We start from the raw sequence: 17,046 nt of genomic DNA, 5'->3' as shown, positions 1-17,046 counted from the left end.
CACCCCCTCAAAAAAGAAAGAGACATATGAACACTCGCCGTCAATTTTCCAAACTGCTGGCCGTGGCCAGCTTGTGCGCCCCCATGGCCTTGATGGCCCAGGCCTTCCCCAGCAAACCCATCACCCTGGTCGTGCCCGTGCCGCCAGGCGGCTTGGTCGACACCTCGGCCCGCCTGATTGCCGAGCCACTGGGTCGCCTGATCGGTCAATCCATCGTGGTGGAAAACAAGGGCGGCGCCAGTGGCAACCTGGCCTACCAGCAGGTGGCCCGCAGCCCCAAAGACGGCCACACCTTGCTGGTGTCGTACTCGGGTTACCACGTGGCCAACCCGATCCTGATGAGCAAACTGCCCTGGGAGCTGAAAGACCTGACGCCCGTGGGCCTGATCACCGTGGCCACCAACGTGGTGGCGGTGCACCCCTCGGTGCCGGTGAACAACATGAAGGAGTTCATTGCCTACGCCAAACAAAACCCGGGCAAGCTGAACTACGCCTCGCAGGGCAATGGCTCGGTCTCGCACATCGGCACCGAAATCTTCAAGCAGCAAACCGGGGTGAATTTGGTGCATGTGCCTTACAAAGGCTCGGGCCAGGCCATTGCCGACGTGTTGGCTGGGCAAGTGCAGGTGTTCATGACCACCCCGCCTTCGGTGATGCAGCACATCCAGGGCGGCAAGCTCAAGGCACTGGCCGTCACGGGTAAAAAACGCCATGCGGGCATGCCCCAGGTGCCCACCATGGCGGAGGCCGGCTACCCCAACTTTGACCTCGAATCCTGGGTGGCCCTTTACGCCCCAGCAGGAACACCTGCTGCTGCAGTCAATCAACTGGCCGATGCCGTGAAACGCAGCCTGGACCTGCCCGAGAGCAAACAACGCGCCGACCAGGCTGGCATCGAGGTGCGCTTTGTGGCCCCGGCCGACATGACCAAAATCCTGGACCGCGACATCGCCGACTGGACCCAAGCCATCAAGGCAGCCAACATCAAGCTGGACTGAGCGCCAGACATCAAAAAGCCGGAGCAGGCCATGGGGCCTGCTCCGGCTTTTTTGTTGGCGGATCGGTGCGGCTTACTTCAGGTCGCCCGCCAGGCTGGCCAAAGTATCGGCCGCGATTTCGATGTGCGAGGGGTAGTGCGTGTGGTCACACCCGAGCTTGACGCCCGCACCCGCTTTCACGGCCGCGCACATGGCGGGTGTCAGCTCAAAGCGCACAAAATGTACGGCCGAGGTTTTTTCATCGGTCTCACGGTCCAGGTCTTCGTCGGCGATGGCGTACACACGGCCATGGCCTTCCACCTCGACAAACATGCGGTCTTCCACGCCGATCAGCTTGGCCAACTCGCGTTTGCGCTCATTGATGTCGGTGTACTCGATCATCATGGTGGCTTTCCAGTTGCTGCCGTCCGGCACCAGCGGGGCGTAGGCCTCGATCTCTTGCAGGATGCCTTCTTCTTCGAAGACTTTTTCGATGCGCAACATCTCCTGAATCTGATAGCGGATGGTGGTCTCGCTCTCGAACTGCATGTTGATGTGCTCACCCAGCTGCACGCTGCGCAGTTTGCGGTGGGCAATCACCTCGGGCTTGTGGACCTTGCGCCACTTGGTGTAGGCCTCCAAAGACATCAGGGTCTCGGGCGTGATTTTTCCGGTCAGTTGCATGGCAGTGTTCCTTATTTGAGACCGTAGGCTTTGCGCACCAGGGTCAAGGGGTGGTTCAGTTCGGGCGCGCCCAGGCCATTGACCTCAAAGCCCTGGGCAATGTGGTGGCCGCCCAGCGGGCAGTCGGAGCTGATGAAGTCGGGCTTGGTGCCATCCTTCATGGTGGCCATGGCCTTGAACACCGGTTTGCCGATCTTCATCGCCATCTCGTGTGAGCCTTTTTTCACGCCGTAGGTACCGGCATGGCCCGAGCAGCGCTCGATGGTGTTGATCTCGGTGTCCGGGATCATCTTGAGCATTTCTTCGGTTTTGCGGCCGATGTTCTGTACCCGGCCGTGGCAGGGGATCTGGTAACTCACATAGCCCAGCTTTTGCGGGAATTCGGTCTTGAGCAAGCCATCGCGCTTGCGGGCCATGAAGTACTCAAACGGGTCCCACATCGCGTCCTTGACCAGCTGGGTGTCGGCGCAATCCGGGAACATCAGCGGGATTTCCTGCTTGAACATCAAGGCGCAACTGGGCACGGCCGCCATGATGGCGAAGCCGTCCTTGGCGTACTTGGCCAGCACCGGAATGTTGGCTTCCTTGGACGCCTTGACCGAGTCCAGATCACCCAGCTCCAGCTTGGGCATGCCGCAGCACTTTTCTTTCTCGACCAGCACGTACGGGATCTCGTTGTGGTCCAGGATTTTGAGCAAATCGTGGCCAATGCCGGGCTCGTTGTAGTTGATGTAGCAAGTCGAATAGATGGCGACCTTGCCGGGCGTCTTTTCGCCATCCACCACTTTGGACGCCTTGGCATCCGGGGCGCTGGAACGGAACTTTTTGGTGGCCAGCGAAGGCAGCCAGGCGTTCTTGTCGACGCCCGCCACGCTTTCCATCACGCTGCGGGCCGCTTCGGTCTTGTTGATGGCGTTGACCGCCTGCACCACGATCGGGATGCCCGCAAACGAGCCGTGTGTGTCGGTGGAGGCCAAAAACTTTTCGGCTGCGCCCACTTCGCCCTTTTTGAACTTGATGGCCTTGGCCCGCAGCATGGTGTGCGGGAAGTCCAGATTCCACTCGTGCGGCGGTGTGTAGGGGCATTTGGTCATGTAGCACAGGTCGCACATGAAGCACTGGTCCACCACTTTCCAGTAGTCCTTCTTGTCGACGCCATCGACTTCCATGGTGCTGCTTTCGTCCACCAGGTCGAACAAGGTGGGGAAAGAATTGCACAGGCTCACACAGCGGCGGCAACCGTGGCAGATGTCAAAAATGCGCTCGAGCTCTTCGAAGCATTTTTCTTCGTTGTAGAAATCGGGGTTCTCCCATCCGAGGGCATGTCGTGTGGGGGCTTCGAGGTTGCCTTCTTTGGCCATGTAGTGCTCCTTTGGGATTTTTTTAGGGTTTTTCTGAAGACTCTGCAGCCGAGCCCTGAGAAAAACCCGCTGCACCTTGCGGGGCAGCGGGTGACGTCATGGGGGAATCAATCCACCAATTCGTTCAGGGCCTTCTGGTAACGGTTGGCGTGTGAACGCTCAGCCTTGGCCAGGGTCTCGAACCAGTCGGCGATTTCGTCAAAACCTTCTTCGCGAGCGGTCTTGGCCATGCCGGGGTACATGTCGGTGTACTCGTGGGTTTCACCCGCCACAGCCGAAGCCAGGTTCTGGCGTGTGGAGCCAATGGGCAGACCGGTTGCGGGGTCGCCGGATTGCTCCAGGAACTCCAGGTGACCATGGGCGTGACCTGTTTCACCTTCTGCGGTGGAACGGAACAGGGCTGCCACGTCGTTCTGACCTTCAACGTCAGCTTTGTTCGCGAAGTACAAATAGCGACGGTTGGCCTGGGATTCGCCTGCGAAGGCGTCTTTCAGGCATTGTTCCGTGCGCGAGCCTTTGAGTGCTGCCATGGATATCTCCTTGTGGGTTTTGATTGAATGGCTCTGGCAGGATCGCCAGAGACGACATAGATTAACTCTGTACTGTCCAGTCTGCCCAATAGATTGATGCAATGACTCCGATTAGTCAGCGCTATTGACCCGGAGGATTGATAAATATCAACAAAGCACCGAGGGCGCCGCCATCGGTCTCCTGTTCCGGGGCGCAGCCCGTGATCAGCGTGGCCTCACGGTCCCCACGGAGGACCTGAATGGGCTGGGTAAAATCAATCCTTTGGGACCGTACACGGTCCTGCACGGCATCTGCTGAGCTGCCGTTTTCTTTTGGAAAAAGACCCCGCCATGAGCAACGCCCCCGCCACCCCGGTCCACCAGCCCGGGCTTGAGAGCCTGTCCAAATCGTTCGAACCTGCCGCCCTCGAAGCGCATTGGGGCCCCGAGTGGGAAAAGCGCGGCTACGGCGTGGCCGGTTTCCGTGGCACACAGGCCGCCAAAGACGGTGCGCCAGCGTTTGCCATCCAGCTGCCCCCGCCCAACGTGACGGGCACCCTGCACATGGGCCACGCCTTCAACCAGACCATCATGGACTCGTTGACCCGCTACCACCGCATGATGGGTTTCAACACCGCCTGGATTCCCGGCACCGACCACGCGGGCATCGCCACGCAGATCGTGGTGGAGCGCCAGCTCCAAGCCAAAGGCATCAGCCGCCACGACATGGGCCCCACGCCTGCCGAGGCACGCAAGAACTTCGTGAGCAAGGTCTGGGAGTGGAAAGAGGAGTCCGGCAACACCATCACCAGCCAAATGCGCCGCATGGGCGACAGCGTGGACTGGAGCCGCGAATACTTCACGATGGACCCCAAGCTGTCCCAAACGGTGACCGAGACCTTTGTGCAGCTGTACGAGCAAGGCCTGATCTACCGCGGCAAGCGCCTGGTCAACTGGGACCCGGTGCTGATGAGCGCGGTGTCTGACCTCGAAGTCGAGAGCGAGGAAGAAGACGGCTCGATGTGGCACATCCGCTATGACCTGGCCGATGGTTCTGGCTCACTCACTGTTGCGACTACCCGCCCAGAGACCCTGCTGGGTGACGTGGCTGTGATGGTGCACCCCGCAGACGAGCGTTACAAACACCTGATCGGCCAACAGGTCAACCTGCCCCTGTGCGGCCGCACCATCCCCGTGATTGCCGACGAGTACGTGGACAAGGATTTCGGCACAGGCGTGGTCAAAGTCACGCCTGCGCACGACACCAACGACTACCAAGTTGGTCAGCGCCACAAGCTGGAGATGATTTGCGTGCTGAACCTGGACGCGACCATCAACGCCAACGCGCCCGAGAAATACCGGGGCCTGGACCGCTTCGTGGCCCGCAAAGCCGTGGTGGCCGACTTGGAGGCCGCAGGCGCTTTGGTCGAGGTGAAGAAACACAAACTCATGGTGCCCCGCTGCGCCCGCACGGGCCAGGTGATCGAGCCCATGCTGACCGACCAGTGGTTCGTGGCCATGAACCAGGTGGGCAAAGGCGACGCCACAGGCAAGAGCATTGCGCAAAAAGCCATCGACGCGGTGCAGTCCGGTGCCGTGAGCTTTGTGCCCGAGAACTGGGTCAACACCTACAACCAGTGGATGAACAACATCCAGGACTGGTGCATCTCACGCCAGTTGTGGTGGGGCCACCAGATTCCCGCTTGGTACGACGAAGATGGCAATGTGTACGTCGCACGCAACGAAGCCGAGGCGCAAGCCAAGGCCCCTGGCAAGACGCTCAAGCGCGACGAAGACGTGCTCGACACTTGGTATTCCAGCGCCTTGGTGCCCTTCAGCACCATGGGCTGGGGAAATGACGGCAAAGTTGCCAGCAACGCAGCTGGCGGCAGTGGTGCCGCCGGATCGGGCGATTTGGCGAGCGAAGCGAGTATGAGCACGACCGGCGGTGCCACTGCCGCCAGCGGAACCAGCACCAACAAAAGCCTCAGCGACTACGACCTCTACCTCCCCTCCAGCGTACTGGTTACAGGCTACGACATCATCTTCTTCTGGGTCGCCCGGATGATCATGATGACCACGCACTTCACAGGTCGCGCCCCCTTCAAGCATGTCTACATCCACGGCCTGGTGCTCGACGCCCAAGGCAAGAAGATGAGCAAATCCGAAGGCAACGTGCTCGACCCGGTTGACCTGATCGATGGCATCACGCTCGAACCCCTGCTCGAAAAACGCACCCAAGGCCTGCGCAAGCCCGAGACCGCCCCCAAGGTCCGCAAGCAAACCGAAAAAGAATTCCCCGAAGGCATCCCCGCTTACGGCGCCGACGCGCTGCGTTTCACCTTTGCGGCACTGGCCAGCCTGGGCCGCAGCATCAACTTTGACTCCAAGCGCTGCGAGGGCTACCGCAACTTCTGCAACAAGCTGTGGAACGCCACCCGCTTTGTGCTGATGAACTGCGAAGGCCAGGACTGCGGCCTCAAAGAGCACACCAAAGCCGAATGCGAAGTGGGCGGCCCGGTGCACGGCTATCTGGCCTTCAGCCAGGCCGACCGCTGGATCAGCTCACAACTGCAGCGCGTGGAAGCCGACGTGGCCAAAGGCTTTGCCGAATACCGCCTCGACAACGTGGCCAACATCATCTATGACTTCGTCTGGAACGAGTTCTGCGACTGGTACCTGGAAATCGCCAAGGTGCAGATCAACACCGGAGACGACGCGCAAAAACGCGCCACCCGCCGCACCCTGATCCGCACGCTCGAGACCATCATGCGCCTGGCGCACCCGATCATCCCCTTCATCACCGAAGAGCTTTGGCAAAAAGTGTCGGTGGTCGCAGGCCGTCCGGGTGAATCGGTCAGCATCGCAGCCTACCCCGTGAGCCAACCCGAGCGCATCGACGAGGCCGCCGAGGCCCATGTGGCCAAGCTCAAGACCCTGGTCGACGCCTGCCGCAACCTGCGCGGTGAGATGAACGTCTCGCCCGCCACCCGCATGCCCTTGTATGTGTTGGGCGACACCGCCTTCATGCAAAGTGTGGCGCCTGTGCTGCAGTCGCTGGCCAAGTTGAGCGAAGTCAAGGTATTTGACACCGAAGCCGAATGGGCCGCTGCCGCGCAAGCCGCGCCTGTGGCGGTGGTGGGCGAAGCGCGTTTGTGCCTGTTCATCGAAGTGGATGTAGCTGCCGAAAAAATTCGCCTGACCAAAGAAGCCGCCCGCCTGGAAGGCGAAATCGCCAAAGCCAACGCCAAGCTGGGCAACGAGGCCTTTGTGGCCAAAGCCCCGCCAGCGGTGCTGGACGAAACCAAAAAGCGCGTGGCCGACTTCGGGGCCACGCTCGACAAAATTCGCCAGCAACTGCAACGTTTGGGCTAACCGCCATCCAACCAAGGGAGACAACATGAGCAACAACGTGATTCGTAAAGCGGTTTTTCCTGTAGCCGGTTTGGGCACTCGATTCTTGCCCGCCACCAAAGCCGCGCCCAAAGAAATGCTGCCTGTGGTGGACAAACCGCTGATCCAGTACGCGGTGGAAGAAGCCTACAGCGCGGGCGTGCGCCACATGATTTTCGTGACGGGCCGCAGCAAGCGGGCCATCGAAGACCACTTTGACACCGCTTACGAACTCGAAAGCGAACTCGAAGCCGCACACAAGGACGAACTGTTGTCCCTGGTGCGCTCGGTCCAGCCCGACGACATGGTCTGTGCCTATGTGCGCCAGCCCCGCTCGCTCGGTTTGGGCCATGCGGTGCTGTGCGCTGAAGCCATGGTGGGCAACGAGCCTTTTGCTGTCCTGCTGGCCGATGACCTGATGGTGGGTTTGCAAGGCGGCCCTTCGGTGCTCAGCCAGATGGTGGCGGCGCATACCCAGCAAGGGCGCTCCATTCTGGCAGTGCAGGAAGTGCCGCTGGAACACGTCAAACGCTACGGCATCGTGGCGGGCGAACCCGCAGGCAAACAGCTCATCCGTGTTGAAAAAATTGTGGAAAAACCCAGCCCCGAGCAAGCCCCATCCCGCATGGGCGTGGCGGGCCGCTACATCCTCACGCCGGGCATCTTTGACGAGATCCGCAACCAACCTACCGGTGTGGGTGGCGAGATCCAGCTGACCGATGCGATTGCCCGGTTGATGCAGCGGGAAGCGGTTTACGCCTTCCAGTACGAAGGCAAGCGCTACGACTGCGGCAGCAAGGAGGGTTTTCTGGAAGCCACAGTGGAACTGGCCTTGCAACACCCGCAAGTGGGCACGTCGTTCCGCGACTACCTCAAGGGTTTGACCCTCTGATCAGCTCCCTGTGGGAGCGAGCCCCCGCTCGCGAATGGTGTTTAAGCCATGGCAATCATTCGGCCGCAGGGGCGGCCTCCCACAGAAGAAGTGAGATTGTTGGTTCTTCAACGGCGTTTGAGTGCAAACACAAACGCCGTCTCGGTCTTTTCCTGCATGACCAGCTCATGGCCGGTCTGCCGGGCAAAGGCCTCGAAATCGCGGGCCGCACCGGGATCTGTCGCGATCACTTTGAGCACCTGACCGCTGCTCATGTCGTTCAAGGCTTTCTTCGCCTTCAAAATAGGCAGGGGGCAATTCAAGCCGCTGGTATCGATTTCCTTGTCGATCTGCATCATGTGTCCTGATTCTGTTCCTGGCTTTGCGCGGCACGCTCTTCCCATGTCATGAACTTCGGCTCGATGCCGATGGTGCGCAACCAGTCGCCCAAGGCATAACCGGTACCTGCTGGCCAGCAGATCAGATCCTTGAAGTCGAACATCTTGTACTCGGCCAACTCGGGCGACAAACGCACTTCGCCTTCAGCCACCGCATGGTAGGCAATGATCACCTGGTTCATGCGCTGGAAGTCGTACACGCCGATCAACTTGAGCGCCGACACCTTCAGGTTCGTTTCCTCGGCGATCTCGCGTTTGATGCCGTCTTCGGGTGTCTCGCCCGCCTCCATGAACCCCGTGATCAGCGCAAAACGCCGCCCCGGCCATGCCGCATTGCGGGCCAGCAAAATCTGGTTACCCACCTGCACAATGCCCGCCAGCACCGGGGTCGGGTTGTTCCAGTGCGTGAAATCACAGGCCGTGCAACGCAGGCGCATCGTCTCGCCCCCGTCCTCCATTTGCGAAAGCCAAGCCAGAGGACTGGCGCACTGGGGGCAAAAACGGTATTCAGCCATGAAAACTCCGGTCAGGCGGGAAAAACGCCAGTGGACAAATAACGGTCACCGCGATCGCACACGATGAACACGATGGTCGCGTCTTGCGCCGTCTTGGCCACCTGCTGGGCCACCCAGCAAGCACCCGCAGCGGAAATGCCGGCAAAAATGCCTTCGGTGCGGGCCATCTGGCGGCAAGTTTCCTCGGCGTCGCTCTGGCTCACATAAATCAGCTCATCCACCTGGCTGGGGTCGTAAATTTTGGGTAGGTACTCCTGGGGCCACTTGCGGATGCCCGGAATGCGCGAGCCTTCGCTGGGCTGGGCACCAATGATGCGAATCGCCGGGTTCTTTTCTTTCAAAAACCGCGACACCCCCGTGATGGTGCCGGTGGTGCCCATGGCGCTCACAAAATGAGTGACCTTGCCGCCGGTTTGCTCCCAAATTTCGGGGCCAGTGGTTTCGTAGTGGATGCGCGGGTTGTCGGCGTTGGCAAACTGGTCCAAGATGCGGCCCTTGCCTTGCGCAGCCATGTTGTCCGCCAGATCGCGGGCGTATTCCATGCCGCCGCTCTTGGGTGTGAGGATCAGCTCAGCACCAAAGGCTTTCATGGTCTGGGCGCGTTCAATCGACAGGTCCTCGGGCATGATCAAGACCATGCGGTAGCCCTTGATGGCCGCGGCCATCGCCAGCGCAATACCGGTGTTGCCGGACGTGGCCTCGATCAAGGTATCGCCCGGCTTGATTTCGCCCCGCTCTTCGGCCCGCCGGATCATCGACAGGGCAGGACGGTCTTTCACCGAGCCCGCCGGGTTGTTGCCCTCCAGCTTGCCCAGGATCACATTGTTTCGAGCCGCCATGTCGGCAGCCCCCAAACGCTGCAAAGCCACCAAGGGGGTCTTACCGATCGCATCTTCAATGGTTGGATAAATCATCCCAATAATGTGCCATAATTCGGGTCTTCACAAATACCGCCCGGGTGGTGAAATTGGTAGACTCAGGGGACTCAAAATCCCCCGCCGCAAGGCGTGCCGGTTCGAGTCCGGCCCCGGGCACCAGAGCAAAGCCGCAAGTTCTCGCAACTTGCGGCTTTTTTCTTGGGCACTTCGATCGCCCCCGCACCCTCAATCGATCCCCGCACTCCAGCGGTCGTTCCAGTTGCGATCGATTTGCCTGCGGTCTCGCTTGGTCGGGCGGCCTTGCTCGATGCTGAGTGCGGGTTCGCGGGCCAGACGGTGTTGCTCGGCGGCTTTTTGGCGGGCCGCGATGCTTTCCGGGGTTTCGGTGTACAGCAGCTGCGCCACCGGGGCCGGACCGCGCACACCACTGAGGCCTTGCACCACCACCGTGCGCTCCACGGCCCCTTGTCGCAAACGCACCGTGTCGCCGGGTTTGACCTCCTTGGAGGGCTTGGCATCCTGACCGTTGACCTGCACTCGACTCTTGCCGATCTCATCACTGGCCAGGCTGCGGGTTTTATAAAAGCGGGCTGCCCACAGCCATTTGTCGATGCGCAAGGAATTCATCGCGTACCCGAAAACAAAGCGCCTTGCGGGCTCAGGCCGTCGCGCACGTGGGGGTAGTGCAAACGGATTTTCAACTCGCGCTTCATGCGGGTGTTGTCCAGACGGCGAGACTCGCTCATGAAGCTCAGCAGCATCAAGGGCAGCGCGGTGTTGGCGTCATGGCGCGAGATGCGGGGCGGTTTGGGCAAACCATACAGGCTGGCGGCCAGGTCAAAGTAGTCGCCCATTTTCAGATCGGTGTCGTCGGTGACGTTGACCACGCGCTGCGGCTTGCCGCGCCACAAAGCCGCAGCGCAGGCACGGGCCAGATCGTTGGCATGGATGTGGTTGGTGTAGACGTCTTCCTTGGCCACCAGCACGGGCGTGCCTTTGAGCAAGCGCTCACGCGGCGTACCGCCTTCGCGGTCGGGGGCGTAAATGCCTGGGATGCGCAACACACTCACCCGCACGCCGCTGCGCCCCAGAAAACGCATCAGGTTTTCGGCATCGACACGGCGCTGGGCGCGTGGCGTGTGCGGGTTCACGGTCCGGGTCTCGTCGACACGATGGCCCCCGCAGTCGCCATAAACACCCGTGGTGGAACCGTAGACCAGCGCTTGCGGTGGCGTGCGCAAACGCAGGGCACGCACCAAAGCCAGGCTGCGCGGATCGCGCTCGGATTCGCCGCGTCGGTCGGTGGGCGGTGGTGCCAGATGGATCACCCGGTGCGCAATGCCCGCCAGGCGCTTCAGGCTGGCCGCATCGTCCAGATTGCCCTGCAAAGGGGTGATGCCGCAGGCCCGCAGCAACCGCACACGCTCTGGGGATGACGTCAAGGCCATCAGGCGCACGCGTTGGCTTTGCGGGGCCCCCAATTGGCCTGCCGTGCGCAGCCCCACATCGCCGCAGCCGACGATCAAAACACGCTGGCGGCGAAAGCGGGCAGGCAGTGCGCCCAAGGGGGTTTGGTTTGAAGGCAAAATCAGGGGTTCCGGGTCAGAAACAAGCCCTCAAGGATACCGAAAAGATGAGCTTTCAAATTTCCGTGCAGCCCAGCGGCCGCAGCTTCACCGCCGACGACAACGAAACCCTGCTCGCCGCTGGCATTCGCCAGGGCATTGGGCTGCCCTACGGCTGCAAGGACGGCGCTTGCGGTTCGTGCAAATGCAAAAAAATCTCGGGCAGCGTGGTGCACGGTCCGCACCAGGCCAAAGCCCTGAGTGACGAGGAAGAAGCCCAAGGCTTTGTGCTGACCTGCTGCGCCACCGCCCAAAGCGATGTGGTGCTCGAATCCAAACAAGTGACCGCAGAGGGCGGCCTGCCCGTCAAAAAGATGCCGGTGCGCGTGGTCAGCCTGGAGAAAAAGTCGCATGACGTGATCGTGCTGAAGCTGCAACTGCCCGCCAACGACGTGATGAAGTTCCACGCGGGCCAGTACATCGAATTTTTGCTGCGTGACGGCTCGCGCCGCAGCTACAGCATGGCCAATGCCCCGCACACCCTGGAGGTTGCTCCGCCCACGGTGGAGCTGCACATCCGCCACATGCCCGGCGGCAAGTTCACCGACCCGGTGTTCACCACCATGAAGGAAAAGGACATCCTGCGTGCGGAAGGTCCGTATGGCAGCTTTTACTTGCGCGAAGACAGCGACAAGCCCATGGTGCTGTTGGCCTCGGGCACAGGCTTTGCGCCCATCAAGGCACTGATCGAGCACATGCAGCACCGGGGCATCACCCGCCCGGCCACGCTGTACTGGGGCGGCCGCCGTCCGGCCGACCTGTACATGGCCGACTGGATCGAAGCGCGCCTGGCCGGGATGCCCAACCTGCGTTATGTGCCCGTGATCTCGAATGCTGAAGCCGAAGACCAGTGGAGCGGCCGCACCGGCTTTGTGCACCAGGCCGTGCTGCAGGACTTCCCTGATCTCTCGGGCCACCAGGTCTATGCCTGCGGCGCGCCCATCGTGGTGGACTCGGCCAAGCGCGATTACGTGAGCCTGGGCGGTTTGCCTGAAGAAGAGTTTTATGCCGACTCGTTCACGTCTGAGGCGGACAAAGCGAAAGCCTAGTCGACAGCTTGGGGGCAGCCCCAAAATTTATCGTGGGAGGCTGCCCCTGCGGCCGAATGACCGCACCAGCCATGGCAAACATTCGCGAGCAGGGGCTCGCTCCCACAAAGAGCCTTTGCGCTGACCTTCTTTCGCCAGGAGCCTGAAATGACTTTGATCACCCGCCGCCAATTTGCTGCCACTTCACTCGCATTCACTGCCCCAACATGGGCCCAAGGCAAGCCGATCCGCATCATCGTGCCTTACGCCCCCGGCGGCCCGATCGACGTCACGGCGCGGGCCTTGGCCGAGCGGGTCAAAGACAGCTTGGGCACGGTGATCATTGAAAACCGGCCCGGTGCGGGTGGCAACCTGGGCGCTGACCTGGTGGCCAAGGCTGCGCCCGATGGCCTGACGATCGGCATCGCGGCCACGGCCACGCACGCCATCAACCCCTGGCTGTTCGCCAAGATGCCCTACGACGCCAGCCGCGACTTTGCGCCCATCACACAAATGCTGCGCGTGCCCAACGTGCTGGTGATGAACGCCGAAACCGCACAGCGCCTGAAAATCAACACCCTGGCCGATCTGGTGGCGTATGCCAAAGCCAACCCGGCCAAGCTGAACTTTGGCTCAGGCGGCAACGGCAGTGCCGGCCACCTGGCGGGTGAGATGTTCAAGCGGGCCGCTGGCATTTTTGCGGTGCACATCCCCTACAACGGTGGCAACCCCGCGCAACTGGCCTTGTTGTCGGGTCAGGTCGATTTCAACTTCGACAACCTGGCCACGGCTGCAGCCAACATCAAAGCGGGCAAACTCAAGGCGCTGGCGGTCACCACCGCCCAACGCAGCAGCGCCTTGCCCGATATACCGGCGATGAGCGAGACGCTCAAGGATTTTGAAATCGACACCTGGTGGGGCCTGGTCGCCCCAGCCGCCACACCGCGCGATGTGGTTGAGCGGCTGAACAAGGCCTTTGTGGCAGCGCTGCAAGCGCCCGAAACCAAAACCCGTTTCGCCCAACTGTTGGCAGAACCGGTGGGCAACACGCCTGAACAGTTTGGTGCTTTCATGAAGAAAGAGTTGGCACGCTACGAAAGCGTGGTCAAGACCAGCGGCGCACGGGTGGATTGAACCCGTTGCTGTAGCGGCAAGAAGATGGACCCCGGATCAAGTCCGGGGTGACAACAGAGCGTTGTCATACCGGACTTGATCCGGTATCCAGACTGCGATCACTCCCCCAAATAAGCTGCACGCACTTTGGGGTCTTCCAGCATGTCCTTGCCCACACCGGTCATGGTGATGAGACCGGAGTCCATCACATAGCCGCGATCGGCAATGGCCAAGGCACGGCTGGCGTTTTGCTCCACCAGCAGCACCGTGACGCCTTGGGCGTACACATCGCGCACCACCTCAAAGATCTTGTCGACCATGATGGGCGACAAGCCCATGGAGGGCTCGTCGAGCAGCAAGACCTTGGGGCGGCTCATCAAAGCACGGCCCATGGCCAGCATCTGCTGCTCACCACCGGACATGGTGCCCGCCAGCTGGTCCTTGCGTTCGCGCAGACGCGGGAAGATGGTGAACATCTTCTCGATGTCGTCGGCGATGCCTGCAGCGTCCGAGCGGATGTAGGCGCCCATTTGCAGGTTTTCGGTGATGGTCATGCGGGTGAACACGCCGCGGCCTTCCGGCACCATGGCCAGGCCTTGCTTGACCAGGTCCCAAGGGCCCTGACCCTGGATGCTTTTGCCCAGGTACTCGATGTCACCCGCTTGCAAAGGCAAGGTGCCGGTGATGGCTTTCATGGTGGTGGTTTTGCCCGCACCGTTGGAGCCGATCAGCGACACCAGTTCGCCCTCGCGCACCTCCAGGCTCACGCCCTTCACGGCCTGAATGCCGCCGTAGCCGACCTGCAGGTCTTTGACTTTCAAAAGAACATTGGCCATCTCAGTGCCCTCCTGTGCCCAGATAGGCTTCAATCACTTTTTCGTTTTTCTGCACTTCAGCAGGCGTGCCCTCGGCAATCTGTTTGCCGTAGTCCAGCACCGTGACCCGGTCACACAAGCCCATGACCAGCTTCACATCGTGCTCGATCAGCAAGATGGTGCGGTTGTCCTTGCGGATCTGGTCGATCAACTCGCGCAGCTGCACCTTCTCGGTCGCGTTCATGCCGGCAGCGGGCTCATCCAGCGCGATCAATTGCGGGTCGGTGGCCAAAGCACGGGCGATTTCCAGCCGACGCTGGTCGCCGTACGACAGCGTGCGGGCCTTGTAGTCCGCGTATTTGCCAATGCCCACGTAATCGAGCAACTCTTGCGCACGCTTGGCAATCGCGGCTTCTTCGGCCTTGAAACCGGCAGTGCGGAAAATCGCACCCAGCAAACCCGAGTGGGTGCGCACATGTCGGCCCACCATCACGTTTTCGAGCGCCGTCATTTCGGCGAACAAGCGGATGTTCTGGAAGGTGCGGGCAATGCCCGCCTTGGCCACTTCGTGCACGGCTGTGGGCTGGTAGGGCTTGCCGGCCAGCTCAAAGGTGCCGCTGTCGGGCGTGTACAGGCCCGTGATCACGTTGAAAAACGTGGTCTTGCCTGCGCCGTTGGGGCCGATCAGGCCATAGACCTGACCGCGTTGAATGGTCATGCCCACGTCGGTGAGGGCTTGCAGACCGCCAAATCGCTTGGAAATGCCCGAGACGTTGAGGACGGTGTCTTGGTTGGCTGTTGGGTTCATGCTCTGCTCCTTCATTTCGTCTTGAGCGATTTGCCATGCTCAGGCGAAGGCCACAGCCCACGGGGACGCATCAACATGATCACGATCATGGCCAGCGCCACCAGCAGCTGGCGCAAAATGGCCGAGTCCAGACGCCCGCCGGTCATTTCCTGCAAAGGGCCTGCCACGTAGCGCAGCACTTCGGGCAAGGCCGACAACAAGATGGCGCCCAGAATCACACCGGGCAAATAGCCGAGGCCACCCAGCACCACCATGGCCACGATCATCACCGACTCCATCAGGCTGAAGGACTCGGGCGAGATGAAACCCTGGAAGCCGGCAAACATCGCACCCGAAACGCCGCCGAAGGTAGCGCCCATGCCAAAGGCCAGCAGCTTGAGGTTGCGGGTGTTCAGGCCCATGGCTTTGGCTGCAATTTCGTCTTCGCGGATCGCCATCCAGGCGCGGCCAATGCGGGAAATTTCCAGTCGGTGCGAGATCAAAATCGTGACCAGCACCAAGCTGAGGAACAGGTAGTAATACAGCGAGACCGAAGCGATTTCAAAATCGCCAATCATCAGTTTCTTGCCCAGGTTCAGCCCAAAAATCGAAATCGGATCGATCTGGTCCAGGCCCTTGGGGCCGTTGGTGATGTTGACCGGGTGGTCCAGGTTGTTCATGAACACGCGGATGATTTCGCCAAAGCCCAAAGTCACGATGGCCAAATAGTCACCGCGCAGCTTGAGTGTGGGCGCACCCAGCAACATGCCAAACAAACCGGCCAGCGCCGCGCCCACCGGCACGATCAGCCAGATGGGCATGTGCATGCCGGTCGGATACGCCGCAGCAATCCAGGCAAAGGTGTTGGTCAGGTGTGGCGACGACAGCAGGCCGTACATGTAGGCCCCCACAGCGAAGAAGGCCACGTAACCCAGGTCCAGCAAACCGGCATAGCCCACCACGATGTTCAGGCCAATGGCCAACAAAATGTAGAGCAAAGCCATGTCGGCGATGCGCACCCAGGCGTTGCCGAACATCTGCAGGATCAGGGGCAAGGCGATGAGCGCTGCACCGATCAGGATGTATTGAAGTGTCTTGTTTTTTTTCATGTTCGGCTCCATCAAGCGCGATCGGCCACACGTTCACCCATGAGGCCCGAGGGACGCAAGGTCAACACGACGATCAAGACAATGAACGCAAAGATGTCGGTGTAATGGCTGCCCAAAACACCGCCCGTGAGGTGGCCGATGTAGCCCGAGCCAATGGCTTCGATCAGGCCCAGCAAAATGCCGCCAATGACCGCGCCCGACAAGTTGCCAATGCCGCCAAACACCGCCGCGGTGAAGGCCTTCAGGCCTGGCAAGAAGCCCATGGCGTGTTGCGCTGTGCCGTAGTTGGAGGCGTACATCACACCCGCAATGGCCGCCAAGATGGCACCGATCACGAAGGTGGCCGAAATCACCATATCAGGCTTGACGCCCATGAGGCCCGCCACACGCGGGTTCTCGGCTGTGGCCCGCATGGCGCGGCCCAGACGTGTGTAATTGACCAGCCACATCAGGATGGCCAGCGACACGGCCGTGACGCCCAAAATCATGATTTGGGTGGGCGTGATGACCACGCCACCCATGTTGATGGGGGTACTGGACAGCAAGGTGGGGTAAGCCTTGTAGTTGGGCTTCCAGATGATCATGGCCAGGGTTTGCAGCAAGATGCTCATGCCGATCGCGGTGATCAGGGGGGCCAGTTTGGGGCTGTTGCGCAAGGGCCGGTAAGCGATTTTTTCAATCGAATAGTTCAAGACCACGGCCACCACACACGCAATCAGCGTGGCCAGGATCAGGATGACCCATCCTGGTGCACCCGGCATGGCGTCACGCATCATGCCGATGGCAGACCAGCTCGTCAGAGCCCCCACCATCAGCACTTCACCGTGTGCAAAGTTGATCAGGTTGATGATGCCGTACACCATGGTGTAGCCCAAGGCCACCAAGGCGTACATGCTGCCCATGACCAGGCCGTTGATGACCTGCTGGAAGAAGACGTCCATGTATTTCTCCGTTGTTGATCTGCGCTTAGCGGATCTTCGCGT

At 60.8% G+C, this 17,046-nt stretch carries 17 protein-coding genes and 1 tRNA gene; 6 read left to right on the top strand and 12 right to left on the bottom strand.

What is annotated here, in order from left to right; all coding sequences use genetic code 11:
- Positions 1–26: 26 nt before the first annotated feature.
- Positions 27–998 carry a Bug family tripartite tricarboxylate transporter substrate binding protein gene (locus ACZ5RT_RS02765; RefSeq protein WP_464453430.1) on the top strand — a complete coding sequence of 324 codons (972 nt, stop codon included), beginning with the start codon at positions 27–29 and terminating at the stop codon, positions 996–998.
- A gap of 72 nt (positions 999–1,070) precedes the next feature.
- Here ACZ5RT_RS02765 and ACZ5RT_RS02760 read toward each other — a convergent pair whose 3' ends face one another.
- From ACZ5RT_RS02760 to ACZ5RT_RS02750, 3 genes are all read right to left on the bottom strand, one after another.
- On the bottom strand, positions 1,071–1,661 hold the full coding sequence (locus tag ACZ5RT_RS02760; protein WP_291928912.1) for a DUF3501 family protein: 591 nt from the start codon (positions 1,659–1,661) through the stop codon (positions 1,071–1,073).
- Between the two features lie 11 nt (positions 1,662–1,672).
- Complete coding sequence (locus tag ACZ5RT_RS02755; RefSeq protein WP_464453429.1) at positions 1,673–3,022, bottom strand: (Fe-S)-binding protein; 1,350 nt, start codon at positions 3,020–3,022, stop codon at positions 1,673–1,675.
- A 107-nt stretch (positions 3,023–3,129) separates the two neighbouring features.
- Positions 3,130–3,552, bottom strand: coding sequence for a rubrerythrin family protein (locus ACZ5RT_RS02750; protein WP_108426923.1), 423 nt, complete (start codon positions 3,550–3,552; stop codon positions 3,130–3,132).
- Between the two features lie 330 nt (positions 3,553–3,882).
- Here ACZ5RT_RS02750 and ACZ5RT_RS02745 point away from each other — a divergent pair, with 330 nt between their 5' ends.
- Positions 3,883–6,906, top strand: a complete 3,024-nt coding sequence (locus tag ACZ5RT_RS02745) for a valine--tRNA ligase (protein WP_464453428.1) — start codon at positions 3,883–3,885, stop codon at positions 6,904–6,906.
- A gap of 25 nt (positions 6,907–6,931) precedes the next feature.
- Positions 6,932–7,816: a UTP--glucose-1-phosphate uridylyltransferase GalU gene (gene galU / locus ACZ5RT_RS02740; RefSeq protein WP_464453427.1), complete on the top strand. Its 885-nt coding sequence runs from the start codon at positions 6,932–6,934 to the stop codon at positions 7,814–7,816.
- A 107-nt stretch (positions 7,817–7,923) separates the two neighbouring features.
- Here the strand turns inward: galU and ACZ5RT_RS02735 are convergent, their stop codons facing one another.
- The 3 genes from ACZ5RT_RS02735 to cysM are packed head-to-tail and all read right to left on the bottom strand — an operon-like array spanning position 7,924 to position 9,622.
- Positions 7,924–8,151: a sulfurtransferase TusA family protein gene (locus ACZ5RT_RS02735; protein WP_291924413.1), complete on the bottom strand. Its 228-nt coding sequence runs from the start codon at positions 8,149–8,151 to the stop codon at positions 7,924–7,926.
- Positions 8,151–8,708: an NUDIX hydrolase gene (locus ACZ5RT_RS02730; RefSeq protein ID WP_464453426.1), complete on the bottom strand. Its 558-nt coding sequence runs from the start codon at positions 8,706–8,708 to the stop codon at positions 8,151–8,153. The genes ACZ5RT_RS02735 and ACZ5RT_RS02730 overlap by 1 nt, the downstream gene beginning before the upstream one ends.
- Positions 8,709–8,719: 11 nt before the next feature.
- Positions 8,720–9,622: a cysteine synthase CysM gene (cysM, locus tag ACZ5RT_RS02725; RefSeq protein ID WP_291924402.1), complete on the bottom strand. Its 903-nt coding sequence runs from the start codon at positions 9,620–9,622 to the stop codon at positions 8,720–8,722.
- Positions 9,623–9,660: 38 nt separating this feature from the next.
- On the opposite strand from cysM, the gene ACZ5RT_RS02720 reads away from it, so the two are divergent.
- Positions 9,661–9,745: transfer RNA gene (locus ACZ5RT_RS02720), tRNA-Leu, on the top strand.
- A 66-nt stretch (positions 9,746–9,811) separates the two neighbouring features.
- Here ACZ5RT_RS02720 and ACZ5RT_RS02715 read toward each other — a convergent pair.
- A complete protein-coding gene (locus ACZ5RT_RS02715; protein WP_291924405.1) occupies positions 9,812–10,213 on the bottom strand; it encodes an RNA-binding S4 domain-containing protein in 402 nt (133 codons plus the stop codon).
- The gene (locus tag ACZ5RT_RS02710; protein ID WP_422171632.1) at positions 10,210–11,172 is read right to left on the bottom strand and encodes an SDR family oxidoreductase; all 963 of its coding nucleotides are present in this window, start codon (positions 11,170–11,172) and stop codon (positions 10,210–10,212) included. The genes ACZ5RT_RS02715 and ACZ5RT_RS02710 overlap by 4 nt, the downstream gene beginning before the upstream one ends.
- A gap of 47 nt (positions 11,173–11,219) precedes the next feature.
- Between ACZ5RT_RS02710 and ACZ5RT_RS02705 the strand changes: the two genes are divergently transcribed.
- The gene (locus ACZ5RT_RS02705) at positions 11,220–12,260 is read left to right on the top strand and encodes a CDP-6-deoxy-delta-3,4-glucoseen reductase (protein WP_464453425.1); all 1,041 of its coding nucleotides are present in this window, start codon (positions 11,220–11,222) and stop codon (positions 12,258–12,260) included.
- 147 nt (positions 12,261–12,407) lie between these two features.
- A complete protein-coding gene (locus ACZ5RT_RS02700) occupies positions 12,408–13,373 on the top strand; it encodes a Bug family tripartite tricarboxylate transporter substrate binding protein (RefSeq protein ID WP_464453424.1) in 966 nt (321 codons plus the stop codon).
- A gap of 98 nt (positions 13,374–13,471) precedes the next feature.
- Here ACZ5RT_RS02700 and ACZ5RT_RS02695 read toward each other — a convergent pair whose 3' ends face one another.
- The 4 genes from ACZ5RT_RS02695 to ACZ5RT_RS02680 are packed head-to-tail and all read right to left on the bottom strand — an operon-like array spanning position 13,472 to position 17,004.
- Positions 13,472–14,188 carry an ABC transporter ATP-binding protein gene (locus ACZ5RT_RS02695; RefSeq protein WP_108331346.1) on the bottom strand — a complete coding sequence of 239 codons (717 nt, stop codon included), beginning with the start codon at positions 14,186–14,188 and terminating at the stop codon, positions 13,472–13,474.
- 1 nt (position 14,189) lies between these two features.
- Positions 14,190–14,975, bottom strand: a complete 786-nt coding sequence (locus ACZ5RT_RS02690; RefSeq protein ID WP_233249409.1) for an ABC transporter ATP-binding protein — start codon at positions 14,973–14,975, stop codon at positions 14,190–14,192.
- An 11-nt stretch (positions 14,976–14,986) separates the two neighbouring features.
- Positions 14,987–16,063 carry a branched-chain amino acid ABC transporter permease gene (locus ACZ5RT_RS02685; protein WP_464453423.1) on the bottom strand — a complete coding sequence of 359 codons (1,077 nt, stop codon included), beginning with the start codon at positions 16,061–16,063 and terminating at the stop codon, positions 14,987–14,989.
- A gap of 11 nt (positions 16,064–16,074) precedes the next feature.
- Positions 16,075–17,004, bottom strand: a complete 930-nt coding sequence (locus ACZ5RT_RS02680) for a branched-chain amino acid ABC transporter permease (protein ID WP_422171638.1) — start codon at positions 17,002–17,004, stop codon at positions 16,075–16,077.
- Positions 17,005–17,046 lie beyond the last annotated feature (42 nt).

It is taken from the genome of Limnohabitans sp. TEGF003 (assembly GCF_055395455.1).
This window is presented reverse-complemented; position numbering and strand designations above follow the sequence as displayed.

Bases quoted from the DNA above. Each gene is read 5' to 3' on its own strand.
- ACZ5RT_RS02765 (WP_464453430.1), top strand. From the start codon at position 27: ATGAACACTCGCCGTCAATTTTCCAAACTGCTGGCCGTGGCCAGCTTG.
- ACZ5RT_RS02760 (WP_291928912.1), bottom strand. From the start codon at position 1,661: ATGCAACTGACCGGAAAAATCACGCCCGAGACCCTGATGTCTTTGGAG.
- ACZ5RT_RS02755 (WP_464453429.1), bottom strand. From the start codon at position 3,022: ATGGCCAAAGAAGGCAACCTCGAAGCCCCCACACGACATGCCCTCGGA.
- ACZ5RT_RS02750 (WP_108426923.1), bottom strand. From the start codon at position 3,552: ATGGCAGCACTCAAAGGCTCGCGCACGGAACAATGCCTGAAAGACGCC.
- ACZ5RT_RS02745 (WP_464453428.1), top strand. From the start codon at position 3,883: ATGAGCAACGCCCCCGCCACCCCGGTCCACCAGCCCGGGCTTGAGAGC.
- galU (WP_464453427.1), top strand. From the start codon at position 6,932: ATGAGCAACAACGTGATTCGTAAAGCGGTTTTTCCTGTAGCCGGTTTG.
- ACZ5RT_RS02735 (WP_291924413.1), bottom strand. From the start codon at position 8,151: ATGCAGATCGACAAGGAAATCGATACCAGCGGCTTGAATTGCCCCCTG.
- ACZ5RT_RS02730 (WP_464453426.1), bottom strand. From the start codon at position 8,708: ATGGCTGAATACCGTTTTTGCCCCCAGTGCGCCAGTCCTCTGGCTTGG.
- cysM (WP_291924402.1), bottom strand. From the start codon at position 9,622: ATGATTTATCCAACCATTGAAGATGCGATCGGTAAGACCCCCTTGGTG.
- ACZ5RT_RS02715 (WP_291924405.1), bottom strand. From the start codon at position 10,213: ATGAATTCCTTGCGCATCGACAAATGGCTGTGGGCAGCCCGCTTTTAT.
- ACZ5RT_RS02705 (WP_464453425.1), top strand. From the start codon at position 11,220: ATGAGCTTTCAAATTTCCGTGCAGCCCAGCGGCCGCAGCTTCACCGCC.
- ACZ5RT_RS02700 (WP_464453424.1), top strand. From the start codon at position 12,408: ATGACTTTGATCACCCGCCGCCAATTTGCTGCCACTTCACTCGCATTC.
- ACZ5RT_RS02695 (WP_108331346.1), bottom strand. From the start codon at position 14,188: ATGGCCAATGTTCTTTTGAAAGTCAAAGACCTGCAGGTCGGCTACGGC.
- ACZ5RT_RS02690 (WP_233249409.1), bottom strand. From the start codon at position 14,975: ATGAACCCAACAGCCAACCAAGACACCGTCCTCAACGTCTCGGGCATT.
- ACZ5RT_RS02685 (WP_464453423.1), bottom strand. From the start codon at position 16,063: ATGAAAAAAAACAAGACACTTCAATACATCCTGATCGGTGCAGCGCTC.
- ACZ5RT_RS02680 (WP_422171638.1), bottom strand. From the start codon at position 17,004: ATGGACGTCTTCTTCCAGCAGGTCATCAACGGCCTGGTCATGGGCAGC.